The sequence below is a fragment of the Acidithiobacillus caldus ATCC 51756 genome (genome assembly GCF_000175575.2).
Classification (GTDB): domain Bacteria; phylum Pseudomonadota; class Gammaproteobacteria; order Acidithiobacillales; family Acidithiobacillaceae; genus Acidithiobacillus_A; species Acidithiobacillus_A caldus.
Map to the genome: position 1 here is coordinate 928,231 of NZ_CP005986.1, position 14,810 is coordinate 943,040.

The following is a 14,810-nucleotide window of genomic DNA, read 5'->3' on the forward strand; positions in this document are numbered from 1 at the left end:
TCTATTGACCCCTTGGTATAAGCAGTTTTCGTGCCATCTCTGAGGGCTTCGTGCAAGTGGTTGTTTGGACGTCCCGGATTCCGCTTCGGCGATCTTCCTGGAGGGCGGCGACCTGTAGCCCGTCGGCTACGGGATCTGGCTCCGGGCTGCGCGAGGTCCAGAGGGAGCACGCTTTCCGCTGTGGGTTGTGGGCGACAGCGCCATCAGATCTGGTTACGCCAGTACTGGTCTTCCTTGTCCATGATGCGGGTAGCCTCGTCCGGCCCCCAGCTGCCGGCAGGGTAGGTAATGATGTAGTCCACCTCCCGCCCCCAGGCCTTGATGATGGGATCCACTACCCGCCAGGCCCATTCCACCTCGTCAAAGCGGATGAAGAGGGCCTTGTCGCCCTCCATCACATCCAGGAGCAGGGCCTCATAGGCGTCCAGTTCCTCTTCACCGTCACGCCGGTAGGAGGCATTCAGTTGCACCGGCCGCACGCGCATCTCCAGCCCTGGTTCCTTGACATAGATCTCGATCTTGAGGCTCTCGGGCTCCAGGGAAAGCAGAATCCAGTTGGGTTCGATGCGCTCTATGGGGGTTTCGCGAAAGAGCTGCTGGGGGGTGTGGCGAAAGCGGATGGCAACGCTGGAGGTCTTGGCCGGTAGACGCTTGCCCGTGCGCAGGTAGAAAGGCACGCCGCGCCAGCGCCAGTTGTCGATATAGAACTTGGCGGCGACAAAGGTTTCCGTCACCGAGTTCTTGGCTACCCCCGCCTCATCGGCATAACCGGGCACATGCTGCTCCTCGATCACCCCCGGGCCATATTGGGCACGCAGGGCGTGGGCGTGGACGGCGGATTTGGGGATGGGGCGGATGGAACGGAGCACCTTCACCTTCTCGTCGCGCAGGGCGTCCGCCTCCAGGGAGGGCGGCGGCTCCATGGCTACCAGGGTCAGGATCTGCATGAGGTGATTCTGCACCATGTCGCGCAGAGCCCCGGCCTGATCGTAATAACCGGCACGGTTCTCGATGCCGCCGCTCTCGGCCACGGTAATCTGCACGTGATCGATGTAATTGCGGTTCCAGATGGCCTCGATGGGCAGATTGGCAAAGCGGAAGACCAGGAGGTTCTGGACGATCTCCTTGCCCAGGTAGTGGTCGATGCGGTAGATCTGCTCTTCCTTGAAGTGGCGGTGCAACTGCTCATTGAGCTGCATGGCGCTTTCCAGATCGTCGCCGAAGGGTTTTTCGATGACGATCCGGGTGTCGGCCTCCTTGTTGAAACCAGCAGCGGACAGCTGCTGCACCACGGGTACGAAGTCCGCGGGGCGGATGGCCAGGTAGAAGATGCTGGGGTCTGGCTCCGTACTACCCTTGGGCGTCAGGATCTTGCGCAGTTTCTGGTAGGCCGCGGGATCGTGGATTTCACCTTCCACATAGTGAAAATGCGTGCAGAAGTCGGCAAAGTGGTCGGCCGTGAAGCCTTCGGCGTAGTGCTCCAACTGCTCCTTGAGAAACTCCTGCCAGGCCTTGTCGTTCCAGGGACGACGGCCAAAGGCGATGATGCGCATTTCCGGCGGCAGACGACCGGCGCACTTGAGGTGATAGAGTGCCGGCAGGAGTTTCTTGGAGGCGAGATCGCCCGTGGAACCAAAGATGACGAACTGGCAGATGCAGTGCTCGTCCATACGCTCAATGCTCCTTTTCGACGGCGTGGCCGCCAAACCGATTGCGCATCATGGCCAGGAGCTTGGCAGCGTAGTCGTCGCGCCCCTGACTTGCCCAGCGCATCTGCAGGGCAAGGGTGATGACCGGCGCAGGTACTTTTTGTGCCAGGGCGGCCTGGGCCGTCCACAGGCCTTCCCCAGAGTCGGCGACGATGGGGGCGATATCCTGAAGCTCCTGATCCTGGGCCAGAGTCGCTGCCGTCAGGTCCAGCAACCAGGAACGTACGACACTACCGTAACGCCACATTTCGCTGATCTTGGCCAGGTCCAGACCGAACTCCTCCTTGCCCCGGAGGATGGCGAAGCCCTCGGCGAGGGCTTGCATCATGCCGTACTCGATGCCGTTGTGGACCATCTTCACGAAATGGCCGCTGCCCACGGGCCCGCAGTGCAGCCAGCCGCGGTCGCTCGCCGGTGCCAGGATCTTCAGAAAAGGCTCCACCAGGGCGACGGCCTCTTTCTTGCCGCCCACCATCAGGGCATATCCCTCTTGCAGACCCCAAACACCACCGGACACGCCGGCGTCCACGTAGTGAATTCCCCGCGCCTCTACGTCCTTGGCCTCGTTCATGGAGTCCGCATAAAAGGCGTTGGCCCCATTCACCAGAAGGTCGCCGGGCGCGAGCAAGGGTAGCAACTCCTGCACATGCTCAGCCGTCGCTGCACCCGCCGGCAGCATCAGCCAGACGACACGCGGATGGGGCAGGTGCTGCACGAGATCCGCAAGACTCGCCGCCGCCTCCATGCCGGTCTCCTTGGCCAAGGCCTGGGCCTTTTCCGGGTGACGGTTGTAGGCCACGACGCGCGCCCCCCCCCGATGCAGACGTCGGGCCATGTTGGCCCCCATGCGCCCCAGCCCCACCATGCCGATCGCTTCCTTGCTCATCGCTGCTCCTTCGTCGCGCGGACACAAAATCGCTACAAGCTGCTATGATCTGCACCCAGTATAGACAATATCCATGAGGAGAAGCCGAAGATGGCCCTGGTTTTGGGGACGCCGCTCGCCAGCGGCGCAACACGCCTGCTCTTGCTGGGTGCAGGCGAGCTGGGTAAGGAATTCTTGATTGCGGCGCAGCGCCTGGGTCTGGAGACCATTGCCGTGGATCGCTATGCCGACGCACCGGCCATGCAGGTCGCCCACCGTGCCCACGTGCGCGACATGACCGACGCCGATGCCATCCTCGCCGTCGTGCGTCGCGAACGCCCGCACTTTCTGGTACCGGAGATCGAGGCCATCGCTACCGATGCCTTGGTCCGCATCGAGAGCGAGCGCCTGGCGACGGTGGTTCCCTCGGCGCGTGCCGTGCAGCTGACCATGGACCGCGAGGGTATCCGCCGACTGGCAGCGGAAGATCTGGGGCTCCCCACCTCACCCTACGCCTTCGCCGACTCCCGCGAAGGGCTGCAGGCTGCTGCCGACGCCCTCGGTTTTCCCTGTGTGGTCAAACCGGTGATGTCCTCCAGCGGCAAGGGGCAGTCCGTGGTGCACTCCGCCGCGGATCTGGCGGTGGCCTGGGAGACGGCGCGGGCGGCCGGTCGGGTAGCTGGCCAGCGGGTCATCGTCGAGGCCTTCGTGGAGTTCGACTTTGAGATCACCCTGCTCACCATCCGCAGCGCCTCGGGTACCCATTTCTGTCCGCCCATCGGCCACCGTCAGGAAGCGGGGGACTACGTCGAGTCCTGGCAGCCCCAGGCCATGAGCCCTGAGGCTCTGAAGCGGGCACAGGAGATGGCCCGGGCCGTCACCGACGATCTTGGTGGACGTGGACTCTTTGGCGTGGAATTTTTTGTGCGCGGGGATGAGGTACTGTTCAGCGAGCTCTCGCCACGGCCCCACGACACCGGCTTCGTCACCCTTGCCAGCCAGCGCCAGAGCGAATTCGAGCTGCACCTGCGCGCCATCCTCGGTCTGCCCGTGGACCCCGGCTTTCGCCGGCCCAGTGCCTCGGCGGTGATCCGGGGGGAGGGGCTGGGTTGGGGCCCCGCATACGCCGGTGTGCCGGAAGCCTTGCGCGTGCCCGAAAGCGATCTGCGTCTGTTCGGCAAGCCCTTTGCCGGCAAGTTGCGGCGCCTGGGCGTGGCCTTGGCCAGCGCGGAAACGGTCGAACAGGCGCGGGAGCGGGCAGGGCGCGCGGCGGCGGCGGTGCGGGCGCGACCAGCCTGATCCTTGGCAACGGGCTGATGGCCAGTTCCACGGGGCGCCGCCGGCGCCCCATGTCGTATCAGGCGGAAACGAAGGCGGCGATGCGATCCAGGGCGAGGCGTAGATTCTCGTCGCTGGTGGCAAAAGACAGGCGCAGGTGTCCGGGACTGCCGAAGGCCGAGCCCGGCACCAGGGCAACGCCGGCCTCCAGCAGGGCCTCGGCTAGTTCCAGATCGTCCTTGAGTCCCTTGCGGGCGATGACCTGGTGAAATCCTGGAAAGCTGTAAAAGGTACCATCGGAGGGTAGGACCTCGACACCCGGCAGCTCGCGCAGGCGATGGAAAACGTAATCGTGGCGTCGCTCGAAAACCCGCAACATGGGCCGAATATACTCGTCGCCGCTGTCGATAGCGGCCTGGGCTGCCACCTGGGCAATGGAAGTGGGATTGGAGGTACTCTGGGACTGCACGGTGTGCATGGCGGCGATGAGCTCCCGTGGGCCGCCGCAGTAGCCGATGCGCCAGCCCGTCATGGCGTAGGCCTTGGACACCCCGTTGAGCACGATGCAGCGCTCGGCAAGATCCGGGCAGACATTGGCCAGGTTGACGAACTTCCCATCGCCAAAAAGAATTTTCTCGTACATGTCGTCGCTGGCGATGAGAATGCCCGGGTGCTCCCGCAGGACTGCACCCAGAGCGGCGAGTTCTGCCGCGCTGTAGGCCACCCCCGAAGGATTGGAGGGGCTATTGATGACCAGCAGCCGCGTTCTCGGGGTAATGGCCGCAGCAAGCTGTGCCGGGCCGATCTTGAAGTGCTCACGGGCGTTTGTCGCGAGGATCACCGGCTTGCCTTCGGCCAGCAGGACCATATCGGGATAGGACACCCAGTAGGGTGCCGGCACGATGACCTCATCGCCGGGGTCGAGGAGCGCCTGACACAGATTGAAAAAGCTCTGCTTGCCGCCCACCGACACCAGAATCTGCTCCGGCTCGTAATGCAGGCCGTTGTCGCGGGCAAACTTGGCGATGATGGCCGCCTTCAGTTCCGGTGTACCGCCCACCGGGGTGTATTTGGTAAAGCCGCGGTGGATCGCCTCGATGGCCGCCGACTTGATGGCGTCCGGCGTATCGAAATCCGGCTCACCCGCGCCCAGACTGACGATGTCGCGCCCCTGCCGACGGAGCTGCGCGGCGCGGGCCGTGACGGCCAGAGTAGGGGAGGGTCGGACGGCCCCAACGCGGTGAGAGAGGCGGATTTCCACGGTGCAAGACTCCAGTCCCAGGATGAGCGCGGTGACAAGACAAGGGGCAAGATTCTAAGGGACTGTCCCCAAAAATCAACCGCAAATGCTCATCGTGACTGCAGACGGCGGCGCGTGGGCAGTGATCTGGGTTGGCAGCTGCCCTGGACCCCCTACAACACGATAGTCGGAAACGAACTAAAGTATTGAAGCATGGTCCGAAGAACGTAGACGGCGAGCGCGAAGGGGAGGTGGCATGAGCGGTTACGAAGAGAGCGCGGCCTGGTTGCGGCGTGCCCAGACGGATCTGCAGGCCTTCGTGGAGGCCCTCGCCGATCGGCTGGAGGGTGATATGCCTGGGCTCGTGGAGGTGGAGCGCAAGCGCGAGGGGCTTTTCTCGGGCAAACGGCAGGTAGTGGAGATGCGCGTCCACGTCGACGGCTACGACTACATCCTCAGTCGGGATGGGGCGCGAGTGCTGACCCGGCGCTCCCGTGTGGTGCGCGGCGTGGTGCTGCGCCACGAAGATCTGCCGCTGCAGGACTGGTTGCAGGGTCTCGTTCAGGATGTGGGCAAACTTTCGGGCCAGATGCAGGGAGTAAGTCAGGCCCTCCACGATTTTCTGTTGCACTAGGGAGCACGGGCATGTCTCTGTGGGATCGCATCAAGCGCGGTGTGGAAGAGGCGGCACAGGACGCCGAAGCGGCCGTGCACAATCTCGGTCAGCAACTGGCTCCCCAGATCAAGCAACAGAGCGCGGAGGAGATGCAGCGCGCGGGCGAATGGCAGGCCGCCCTGAGCGCCCGCCGCCTACCCAGTTTTGTGGAGGGACGGCTGCGGGCCACGGCAAGCCGCCAGTTACCCTGGATCAGTAGCGGCAGTGTGGCCGCACTCCTCATGGAACGCTCCCACGGCATCAGGCCTCTGGGTATGGTCAGTGGCAACTGTTGGTACCATTTTGGCTACTCCTGGACCCAGGGGCATCACGATGGTTGGCGCAGTGCCGTTGCCCGGATGCAGCTGGAGGCCGTGGCCATGGGTGCCAATGCCGTGGTGGATGTGCGCATGCGCGTGCATCGGGGCGAAAGCCAGGACATGGATTTCGGTCTCGTCGGCACGGCCGTGCGTATTCAGGATCTACCGCCCGCGGCGGAGCCCGCCGTGGCTACGGTACCGGCCCTGGAATTCGTACGCCTGTTGGAGGACGGTGTGGTCCCGGTGGGCATATCCATCGGCGCCTACTACGACTGGTACCAGCCTTTCCTGGGAACGGCCCTGGATCAGGCGGGACAGATGGCACCCTTCGGCGCCGCCTTTCAGAATCTCGAAATCACGGACCTGTCGAGTTTTCAGGAAAACGTGCGGCGGCGCGCCCTGTACGATCTGCAGCAGGATGGGCAGCGGCTCGGTGCTGGAGTGCTCGCGCACACCCATTTCTGGCAGGTACTGCGTTTTGCAGGCGATCAGGATCAACCCCAGCGCTACCTCTGTCGCCACATCGCCATTGGCACCGCTGTGAGCTACGAGCGCCAGCAAGCGCCACGGCACGAGCTGCAACCGGTCTTGTCCCTGGGCGACCGTCCCCTCAAACCTTTCACCCCCACCGTCAAGGATCTCGTATGAGCGAAGACACACTGGCACCCCATGCGGTAGAACGACTCAAGGGGCTACGCTCCCAGGGCAGTCACGAGGGTATTTTTACCTCGGATCTTTCCGTCAACGAGTTTGTCATGGTGCGCAAGGCCGAATTCGAGCCCCTGGGCCTGGTGGTCGGCTCGTGCATCTACCACATGGGTATCCAGTACGGCAACTGGAACCAGAACATGGAGATGGATGTCCTCTCCCAGGCCATGTACCAGGCCAGGGAGCTGGCCATCAGCCGCATGGAACAGGAGGCGATCCTGCTCCAGGCCGATGGCATCGTCGGTGTGCGTCTGGAGGTCAAGCGAATGGAGTGGGATCCGGACATCCTCGAATTCATGGCCATCGGCACGGCCATCGCGCACCGCAGCGGCGCTCCCGGTTTCAAGGGCGTGGGCGGCAAGCCCTTCACCAGCGATCTTTCCGGCCAGGATTTCTGGATGCTGCTGCAGGCAGGCTACCGGCCCATGGAAATGGTGATGGGTTCCTGCGTCTACCACGTCGCCCACCAGGGCGTCCTGCGCTCCATGGGCAACATCGGCCGCAACACGGAATTGGAGCAGTTCACCCAGGCCATGTACGACGCGCGCGAGCTGGCCATGGAGCGGATGCAGCACGAGGCGCAGGAGGCCGAGGCAGACGGTATCACCGGGGTGCAGCTGCACGAGGGCAGCCACAACTGGAAGCCACACATCATCGAATTTTTTGCCGTCGGCACGGCCGTCAAGGCCATGGACGGCGCCGACGCCAAGGTGGACGAACTGCGCCCGCAGTTGGTCCTGCCGGTCAACGATTGAGCCCCAAGGGCAAGGAGCAGCCGGATGTCCCTCTTCAAACACGCCAGTGAAATCCTGCAGGCCAGGATCAATCATTTTCTCAACAATGCCGAGGACCCGTCGGAGACCCTGGACCTGTCCTACGAAAAAATGCTGTCCAGTCTGCAGGAGACCAAGCGGCACCTCGCCGACGTGGTCACCGAAAAGGTCTCCCTGGAAAATCAGATGACTGAAGCCCAGAAGGCCGCCGATCGTGCCGAGGCCGATGCGCGCACGGCTTTGGCGGCCAATCGCGAAGACCTGGCCAAGGCGGAGCTTGCGCAGAAGCAGTCGGCCCTGGAAAAACTGCAGTCCCTCAAGGACGCCCACGACCAGATTGCCGCCCAGGCGGACAAACTGACGGATTACGAGCGCAAGCTGCAGGATCGCATCGAACAGTTCCGCAGCCAGAAAGAGGTCATGAAGGGCGAGATGCTCGCAGCCAAGTCGGAGGTGGCCGCGGGTGAGGCCTTGTCTGGCATTGGCAAGGGCATGGACGACGCCGGCGAGGCCATGCAGCGGGCCATGGATCGGACCAAGCAGATGCAGGCCAAGGCCGCGGCGGTGGACGGACTGATGGCCTCGGGCGCGCTTTCCGATCCGCTGGATCCCCGCAGTCAGACGGATCGCGAGATGGATAAGCTGCGGGAAAGTGGCGGGGTGGATGCCGATCTCGCACGCCTCAAGGCGGAAATGGCCAAAGGTTCGACGCCCGAGGGCAAGGCCGAGGCGGACTCCGATACCGCCTCCCACTGAGACTTTCGCAAAGTGGGCGGCTGTGGCAGGATTTGCGGATGGAAAGCAGAACCATCGCGGGGACAGTGCCATGAGCCAGACGGATCCGGTGGAGATTGGCGAGTTTCTCAAGCAGCATCACCTGGCCAAATCCCTGACCCTCGAGGAAATTCACACCCTCGCCCAGTACGTGACCCACGCCCGCTTTGCGCAGAATCAGGTCATTGCGGAGTGGGGTACCCTGGGCGAGGCGCTCTTTTTCTGTGTCCGGGGAGAGATGGCCATCGTTCACCACAGTGCGGACGGTGGGGAGGTGGAGGTGGTGCGCGTCGGGGAAGGGCAGATGGCCGGTGAGATGTCCTTCTTCGACCGCCAGCCGCGCAGCGCCAGGATCGTTGCCAAAGCGGCGGACACCCAGGTGCTGGCCCTCACCCGGGCACATTATCAGCGGCTCAAGGTGGAGCAGCCCTACATCACCACCAACATATTGGAACAGGTCATCATCAGCCTTGACCACCTGTTCCGCAATCTCTCCCAGGAGTACTCGGACTTTTCCAGCTACATCTACGGTAAAAGCGGGCAGGGCTGAGCGGCAGGCGCAGGGGCTTCAGTCGTCGCGGCGCAGCAGCTGCGCGATTCGGCGCAACCGAACCAGAGGATCGTCCAGGACCAAGAGGCGCTGTTTTTCGGCGGCGGGGGCGGGCAAGGCTTGAGCGAGAATCATGCCGGCGGTGCTGGCATCGAGGCTTGCGGCAAGATCCTCTCCGAGGATTTCCACGAGAATGGGTTTGAGCCATTCGTGCTCGAACTCCAGAGGAAGCTTGGGTTCCTCCACCCAGTAACGCGGTCGTCCCTCACTCACCGGGCTCTCGCGGCGCCAGTCCAGCACCGTGAAGCGGCTGCGGCCCTCCACCTCGATGAGCAGTACCCCGTCATCGCTGTCCCAGTCGACGATGTGGGCCAACGTACCCACCGTCTCCGGCTCACCCTCCGCGCCGCCGGGGGCGTTGAGGCAGATACCGAAGTCCCGCTGCTCGCGCAGACAGCGACTGACCATGTCCAGATAGCGGGGTTCAAAGACGCGCAGGCCCATCCGGGCTCTGGGAAAGAGCACCGTGCTGAGCAAGAATAGGGGGATCCACGTTTCGGAATCGTTTTCCATCATGTCCTCACTCCCGCATCGCCATGACCCTTGATCTGCAAGCACCTGCCCTGTCCGTGTACGTGCATCTGCCCTGGTGTCTGGCCAAATGTCCCTACTGCGATTTCAATTCCTATGCCGCCCCGGAATTTCCGGCGGAGCATTATGTGGATGCCCTCATTGCCGACCTCGAACGGGAGCTGCCGCGGATCTGGGGACGGCCGGTGCACAGCATCTTCCTGGGAGGCGGCACACCCAGCCTGTTTCCGCCCGAGAGCATTGCCCGTCTGCTCTCGGAGCTGCGTGCCCGCCTGCGCCTGATGCCCGGTCTCGAGGTCAGCCTGGAGGCCAATCCCGGAGCCAGCGAGGCGGCGCGTTTCCGCGCCTTTCGCCAGGCGGGGATCACGCGCCTGTCCCTGGGGGTGCAGTCCTTTGACGACGGTTTTCTGGCCCGACTCGGCCGCATTCACGACGGCCGAGCGGCCATGGCGGCGGTGTCCGCCATTTTGGAGGCGGGCTTTGCCAGCTGGAACCTGGACCTCATCTTTGCTTTGCCGGGGCAAGACCTGGCAGCGGCCCTGGCCGATCTGGAGCGGGCACTGGCCTATGCGCCCCCGCACCTTTCCCTGTATCAACTCACCCTGGAGGCCGGCACTCCCTTTGCACGCCAGGCCCCATCGGGGCTGCCCGGGGAAGATCTGGCCGCGGACATGGAACTGGCCCTGCGCGAGCGGCTGCAGGAGGCGGGACTTGCGCGCTATGAGATTTCTGCCCACGCCCGCCCGGGACAGGAATGCTGGCACAATCGGAATTATTGGCGCTTTGGCGACTACGTGGGTATCGGGGCTGGCGCGCACGGCAAGATCACCCTGCCGGGCCAGGGTATCTGGCGCAGCCAGAAGCCGGCGCGACCGGAGTCCTACCTGAGCGATGCCTTGGGTCCTGCTGCACAGATCGGACGCGGCCACTGGGTAGCGCCGGCGGAGCGACCCTTCGAGTTTCTGCTCAACACCCTGCGCCTGCTGGAGGGCTTTAGCTGTGCGCAGTTTGAGGCCGGCACCGGTCTGCCCTGTCTGCAGATCGAGCCGCAACTGCGCCGTGCCCGGAAGGAGGGCCTGCTGACCTTTGAGGACGGGCGCTGGCGTCCCACGCGCTTTGGCTTGGATTGGCACAATGAGCTCTGCGGCCGTTTTCTGCCGCGCAGCCCCAGACGCCCAGCGACCCACGCCCATGAACCGAGCTAGTCGCGGCCCATGGCCTCGGCCTCATGACCGGTGATGGAGCCGTCCTTGAAGAGGTACTCGCGCAATTCCTGGTCCAACCGGGGCAGCTTGCGCCGCAGCCATTCCAGGACCATGGCGGCGTGCTCGATTTCCTCGTCGCGGTTGTGCTCCAGCACCGACTTCAGGCTGGGGTCGGTGCAGGCATCGGCGCGCTGCTGGTACCAGTCGACGGCCTCGAGCTCTTCCATCAGCGAGACGATGGCGCGGTGGATGTCGAGGGTGTCCTTGCTGAGCTTCTCAGGGGCTTCGTGCAGACCTTCGTGCGCCACGGCTTGACCCTCCTGTACAGTGATGAAGTTGCCTCGACAGCATAGACCAAGAAAGGTGCGGGAGACAAAGCCCGACGCTGTGCCGCGCCTGGGGTTGGCGCGGGTGCTGTCCAAATGGGGCCTGTGTTCACGGACGGTGGCAGCGCAATGGATCCGCGCCGGGCGGGTGGCGGTGGACGGGCGCATCGTCCGCGACCCCGAGGCGCCGCAGCGAGGTCTGGATCTGTGGATCAGCATCGATGGGATTCCCCAGCAACGGGCCCGACGCCAGGTGCTCATGCTGCATAAGAAAAGGGGAGTCGTGGTATCCCGCAGCGATGAGCGCGGTCGACCCACCGTCTTCGCCGATATACCGCAGGAGCCCTGGCTCGCGCCCATTGGCCGGCTGGATCGCGCCAGCAGCGGGCTGCTACTGTTCAGCAACGATCCGATCTGGAGTCAGCGTCTGCTTGACCCCGCCGGACATCTACCCAAAACCTACCGGGTGCAGATTCGCCCACCCTTGGCGGCCGAGGCGCTACACCATATCGCCACCGCATCGGTACTGGACGGACGACCTTGCCTGCCCATGGAAGTACGTGCGGTGGCCTGTGGCGGCAAGACGCAATGGCTGGAGTTCGTTCTGCAGGAAGGGCGCAATCGCCAGATCCGCCGCCTCCTGGAGGCCCAGGGGGTAGAGGTGTTGCGCCTCATTCGTATTGCCTTTGGTTCCGTGATCCTGGGAGATCTGGCCCCGGGCAGCTGGCGCTGGCTGAGCGAGGCGGAGATCACCGCGCTGGAATCCATGGGCAATGATGAGCTAAGAAAAACTTATGATACTTGACTATCTCATAATATACCTGTATGTTAGTTACAACTAATGTACTGATGGAATGGAGGTGAACGATGGAACTTTGGGAACTGGAGCGTGAGATGGATTTTGTCCGCGCGGTGCAGGAGGCGGAGGCGCGCGGTGCCGACTTCAGCCATGTCAGCGACGAGGAACTGCGGATGCAGTACCTGGCGGGTAAGGATCTGACCGAGTTGAGCGAAAAGCGCGCCGCCTGATCTTCAGGGACGGGCAGATCCCATCCAGGCCAGCCTTCGGGCTGGCCCTTTTTCTGTGGGCTTGCGGACCGACCGTTCGGTCGGTACACTGGGTGCGCTGAGAATCAGGAGCTTTCTCATGACGCAGACTTCCACGGTTTCCGGTCCAGGCAAGGGATCCGTCGTCACCATCACCATCGCGGTCATGTTGGCGGTGGTCATGCAGGTGCTCGATCTGACCATCGTCAATGTCGCGCTCACCTACATGCGTGGCTCCCTCCAGGCCAACAGCGATCAGATCACCTGGGTTCTGACCAGCTACATGGTGGCCAATGTCGTCATCCTGCCGCTGACGGGACTGCTGGTGGAGCGCTATGGACAGCGCACCGTCATGCTCTGGAGTGTGGTGGGGTTTGTCGTGGCCTCTGTGCTCTGTGGCCAGTCGCATAGCCTTCCGGAGATCGTCCTCTGGCGCCTCTTGCAGGGGGTGTTCGGCGCCTCTTTGGCGCCCGTTGGACAAACCATCATGCTCGGTGCCTATCCTCCGGAAAATCGCGGGCAAGCCATGGCCATCCTCGGCATGGGTATCATGTTGGGACCGATTCTGGGGCCAACCCTGGGTGGATATCTGACGGATACGCTCAGCTGGCGGTGGGTCTTTTACGTCAACGTCCCCTTTGGAATCCTTGCCTTCCTGCTCATGCAGGCCGTGCCCGATGGTGGTCGAAGCGACCATCCGCGGCCGGTGGACTGGCTTGGCTTCGGTCTCATGGCGTTGGGTCTCGGCGCGCTGCAGGCGGTCTTGAGCCTTGGTAATCAGGACGACTGGTTCAGCTCGCACACCATCATCATCCTGACGCTCGTGTCGGTGTTGGGTCTGGCCTTCTTCCTCTGGCGTTCCCTGGACATCCGCCACCCCGTGGTAAATCTGCGCCTGCTGCGCGATCGCAATCTCGCCATCGGCAGTATGGGCATCGCCATCTTTGGTCTGGCGCTCTTCGGCACCATGGTGATCTTGCCCATCATGCTCGAGGACTACCTGCGCTACGAGGCCTTTACCACGGGCCTCGTCATGGCGCCCCAGGGTCTCGGCGCCATGCTGGCCATGATGCTGGCAGGACGCCTTCTGGGACGCGGCATCAATCCGCGGGACATCGTCATCGTCGGGATTTTCTTCGGCGCCCTCGGAACCTGGTTTACCACCCTCTATAACCTCGATATCAGCATGGCCTGGGTCATCTGGCCTGCCTTCATCCGCGGTATCGGTTTCGGTTTTGTCACCATTCCGCTCTTTACCCTGGCCTTCAGTACCCTGGACAAATCGCAGCAGGCGGAAGGTTCGGGCATTTTCAATCTGATGCGGACCCTTGGCGGGAGTATCGGTATCGCCATCGTCTCGACGGTGATGACGGAGCAGAGGCAGGTCGCCTGGAACCAGATGGGCGGTCACATGAGCAATTTCAATCCGGCCATGAGGCATTATCTCAGTGCCGCGGGCCTGGACCGAGATCCCACCACCTGGCACATTCTGGGCCAGATCGTGCTGCTACCGCAGGCGGGCATGCGCGGTATCCTGGACGCCTTCGTTCTGGTGCTCTATGGCTTTTTGGTACTCTTGCCGCTTGTACTCTTTTTGAAAAAGCCAGCGGACAAGGCCGCCACCGCCGCACCTCCGGCGGAGTGAGGCACGTGATGGCGTTGCCCGTATGGATTCAGTGGGCGGCGGTGCGTTCCAGCTGTGGCGCACCCGGTAGCCACAGCGTGCGAGCAAAGCCCCAATCCAGGAGTTTGAGGCTCTGCCAGGATGCCTTCCAGAAACCGCGGGCTTCGTCGTGGAAGGAAGGAACGCCGAGGACCACGGCAATGAGCTTGACGCCATCCTGCGTTCCCGTGGCCACCAGACAGTGCCCTGCGGCATCGGTATAGCCACTCTTCATCCCCGTGATGAAAGGCACACGCCCCACCAAAAGATTGGGGTTGGGGTAGGTGATGCCGCCGTAGGTGAAATGCTCGTGCTGGAAGAAGGGCATGTACTGCGGGAACTGGGTCATGATGGCCCGGGTGAGCAGGGCAATATCGTAGGGGCTGGCGGTGTTGTTGGGATGCGGTAGGCCATCGGGGTCGTAGAATTGCGTGGAGAGCATCCCCAATTGGCGCGCCGTGCGGTTCATCTTGCGGACGAAGGCAGGCACACTGCCGGAAACGAGGTGCGCCGCTTCCACCGCGGCATCGTTGCCCGATGGTACGGTCATACCGAGGATCATCTGGGCGACGGTGAAGGGCACCCCGGCGCGCAGATCCATGGTGGATCCGCCCGTGTGCAGGGCCGCCGGGCAGGGTTTGAATTGCTGCTGCAAGCTCAGGTGCCCGCTCTGCAGATCTTGAAAGAGCAGGTAGAGGGTCATCAACTTGGTGATACTGGCAATGGCGTAGGGCCGATAGGCGTGCTTCGTTGCTAGAATCTGCCCGGTCTCGGCATTCATGAGAATGTAGGCCCGCGCATCGATGACGGGGAGCCCCGCCTGCACGATATTCTGTGCCCGTGCACTGGTGCTATGGAGCAGCATGGCGCAGGCAACCAGGGACAGGAGCAGTGGCACGATATGGGCCATCTGCGCTGCGGTCCAGCGGAGATACGGGACGGGCATGGCGTTTTTTGCTAGCATGGTCTTGCTCCGACCGGGCTTGGAGTAGGTTGGGAAGATGGACGTCCAGGTCTCTGGGATATTAGGCCCTTTTCTCTTTTCTGCCTAGCCCTGAGGGGGCTCAGGCTGGTCCTCGGGATCAAGAACAGGTAGACTGGTCGGT

16 protein-coding genes are annotated in these 14,810 nt (G+C 63.2%); 10 read left to right on the forward strand and 6 right to left on the reverse strand.

The genetic code is table 11. The features are described from left to right. Positions 1-203: 203 nt before the first annotated feature. Together zwf and gnd are read right to left on the reverse strand one after the other, a co-directional pair. Positions 204-1,670: a glucose-6-phosphate dehydrogenase gene (zwf, locus tag ACAty_RS04650; protein ID WP_004871312.1), complete on the reverse strand. Its 1,467-nt coding sequence runs from the start codon at positions 1,668-1,670 to the stop codon at positions 204-206. A gap of 4 nt (positions 1,671-1,674) precedes the next feature. After that, positions 1,675-2,595: a phosphogluconate dehydrogenase (NAD(+)-dependent, decarboxylating) gene (gene gnd, locus ACAty_RS04655; protein ID WP_004871316.1), complete on the reverse strand. Its 921-nt coding sequence runs from the start codon at positions 2,593-2,595 to the stop codon at positions 1,675-1,677. 90 nt (positions 2,596-2,685) lie between these two features. On the opposite strand from gnd, the gene purT reads away from it, so the two are divergent. Beyond that, entirely contained in the window at positions 2,686-3,873 is a 1,188-nt protein-coding gene (gene purT / locus ACAty_RS04660) for a formate-dependent phosphoribosylglycinamide formyltransferase (RefSeq protein WP_004871317.1), read from the forward strand. 58 nt (positions 3,874-3,931) lie between these two features. Here the strand turns inward: purT and ACAty_RS04665 are convergent, their stop codons facing one another. Further along, positions 3,932-5,113: a pyridoxal phosphate-dependent aminotransferase gene (locus tag ACAty_RS04665; protein WP_004871319.1), complete on the reverse strand. Its 1,182-nt coding sequence runs from the start codon at positions 5,111-5,113 to the stop codon at positions 3,932-3,934. 235 nt (positions 5,114-5,348) lie between these two features. Between ACAty_RS04665 and ACAty_RS04670 the strand changes: the two genes are divergently transcribed. From ACAty_RS04670 to ACAty_RS04690, 5 genes are all read left to right on the forward strand, one after another. After that, positions 5,349-5,726 (forward strand): hypothetical protein, encoded by a 378-nt coding sequence (locus ACAty_RS04670; protein ID WP_004871327.1) that lies wholly within the window; start codon positions 5,349-5,351, stop codon positions 5,724-5,726. A gap of 11 nt (positions 5,727-5,737) precedes the next feature. Continuing rightward, positions 5,738-6,715, forward strand: a complete 978-nt coding sequence (locus ACAty_RS04675; RefSeq protein WP_004871328.1) for a heavy metal-binding domain-containing protein — start codon at positions 5,738-5,740, stop codon at positions 6,713-6,715. Then, on the forward strand, positions 6,712-7,530 hold the full coding sequence (locus ACAty_RS04680; protein WP_004871330.1) for a heavy metal-binding domain-containing protein: 819 nt from the start codon (positions 6,712-6,714) through the stop codon (positions 7,528-7,530). Before ACAty_RS04675 ends, ACAty_RS04680 begins: the two co-directional genes overlap by 4 nt. A gap of 24 nt (positions 7,531-7,554) precedes the next feature. Beyond that, complete coding sequence (locus ACAty_RS04685; protein WP_004871333.1) at positions 7,555-8,304, forward strand: PspA/IM30 family protein; 750 nt, start codon at positions 7,555-7,557, stop codon at positions 8,302-8,304. Positions 8,305-8,374: 70 nt separating this feature from the next. Next, positions 8,375-8,872, forward strand: a complete 498-nt coding sequence (locus tag ACAty_RS04690) for a Crp/Fnr family transcriptional regulator (protein WP_004871335.1) — start codon at positions 8,375-8,377, stop codon at positions 8,870-8,872. 18 nt (positions 8,873-8,890) lie between these two features. Here the strand turns inward: ACAty_RS04690 and ACAty_RS04695 are convergent, their stop codons facing one another. After that, positions 8,891-9,448 (reverse strand): LON peptidase substrate-binding domain-containing protein, encoded by a 558-nt coding sequence (locus tag ACAty_RS04695; RefSeq protein ID WP_004871340.1) that lies wholly within the window; start codon positions 9,446-9,448, stop codon positions 8,891-8,893. Positions 9,449-9,468: 20 nt separating this feature from the next. On the opposite strand from ACAty_RS04695, the gene hemW reads away from it, so the two are divergent. Further along, on the forward strand, positions 9,469-10,668 hold the full coding sequence (gene hemW, locus ACAty_RS04700; protein WP_004871343.1) for a radical SAM family heme chaperone HemW: 1,200 nt from the start codon (positions 9,469-9,471) through the stop codon (positions 10,666-10,668). Here the strand turns inward: hemW and ACAty_RS04705 are convergent. After that, complete coding sequence (locus ACAty_RS04705; RefSeq protein ID WP_004871345.1) at positions 10,665-10,976, reverse strand: encapsulin-associated ferritin-like protein; 312 nt, start codon at positions 10,974-10,976, stop codon at positions 10,665-10,667. The genes hemW and ACAty_RS04705 overlap by 4 nt on opposite strands. A 55-nt stretch (positions 10,977-11,031) precedes the next feature. On the opposite strand from ACAty_RS04705, the gene ACAty_RS04710 reads away from it, so the two are divergent. The 3 genes from ACAty_RS04710 (at position 11,032) to ACAty_RS04715 (ending at position 13,686) form a co-directional block, all read left to right on the forward strand. After that, entirely contained in the window at positions 11,032-11,799 is a 768-nt protein-coding gene (locus ACAty_RS04710; RefSeq protein ID WP_226047699.1) for a pseudouridine synthase, read from the forward strand. 62 nt (positions 11,800-11,861) lie between these two features. Next, positions 11,862-12,023 carry a hypothetical protein gene (locus tag ACAty_RS16090; RefSeq protein ID WP_004871351.1) on the forward strand — a complete coding sequence of 54 codons (162 nt, stop codon included), beginning with the start codon at positions 11,862-11,864 and terminating at the stop codon, positions 12,021-12,023. 118 nt (positions 12,024-12,141) lie between these two features. Further along, entirely contained in the window at positions 12,142-13,686 is a 1,545-nt protein-coding gene (locus ACAty_RS04715; RefSeq protein ID WP_004871354.1) for a DHA2 family efflux MFS transporter permease subunit, read from the forward strand. 28 nt (positions 13,687-13,714) lie between these two features. Here ACAty_RS04715 and ACAty_RS04720 read toward each other — a convergent pair whose 3' ends face one another. Beyond that, on the reverse strand, positions 13,715-14,668 hold the full coding sequence (locus ACAty_RS04720; protein WP_014002554.1) for a D-alanyl-D-alanine carboxypeptidase family protein: 954 nt from the start codon (positions 14,666-14,668) through the stop codon (positions 13,715-13,717). Between the last annotated feature and the right edge of the window lie 142 nt (positions 14,669-14,810).

Bases quoted from the DNA above. Each gene is read 5' to 3' on its own strand.
- zwf (WP_004871312.1), bottom strand. From the start codon at position 1,670: ATGGACGAGCACTGCATCTGCCAGTTCGTCATCTTTGGTTCCACGGGC.
- gnd (WP_004871316.1), bottom strand. From the start codon at position 2,595: ATGAGCAAGGAAGCGATCGGCATGGTGGGGCTGGGGCGCATGGGGGCC.
- purT (WP_004871317.1), top strand. From the start codon at position 2,686: ATGGCCCTGGTTTTGGGGACGCCGCTCGCCAGCGGCGCAACACGCCTG.
- ACAty_RS04670 (WP_004871327.1), top strand. From the start codon at position 5,349: ATGAGCGGTTACGAAGAGAGCGCGGCCTGGTTGCGGCGTGCCCAGACG.
- ACAty_RS04675 (WP_004871328.1), top strand. From the start codon at position 5,738: ATGTCTCTGTGGGATCGCATCAAGCGCGGTGTGGAAGAGGCGGCACAG.
- ACAty_RS04680 (WP_004871330.1), top strand. From the start codon at position 6,712: ATGAGCGAAGACACACTGGCACCCCATGCGGTAGAACGACTCAAGGGG.
- ACAty_RS04685 (WP_004871333.1), top strand. From the start codon at position 7,555: ATGTCCCTCTTCAAACACGCCAGTGAAATCCTGCAGGCCAGGATCAAT.
- ACAty_RS04690 (WP_004871335.1), top strand. From the start codon at position 8,375: ATGAGCCAGACGGATCCGGTGGAGATTGGCGAGTTTCTCAAGCAGCAT.
- ACAty_RS04695 (WP_004871340.1), bottom strand. From the start codon at position 9,448: ATGATGGAAAACGATTCCGAAACGTGGATCCCCCTATTCTTGCTCAGC.
- hemW (WP_004871343.1), top strand. From the start codon at position 9,469: ATGACCCTTGATCTGCAAGCACCTGCCCTGTCCGTGTACGTGCATCTG.
- ACAty_RS16090 (WP_004871351.1), top strand. From the start codon at position 11,862: ATGGAACTTTGGGAACTGGAGCGTGAGATGGATTTTGTCCGCGCGGTG.
- ACAty_RS04715 (WP_004871354.1), top strand. From the start codon at position 12,142: ATGACGCAGACTTCCACGGTTTCCGGTCCAGGCAAGGGATCCGTCGTC.
- ACAty_RS04720 (WP_014002554.1), bottom strand. From the start codon at position 14,668: ATGCTAGCAAAAAACGCCATGCCCGTCCCGTATCTCCGCTGGACCGCA.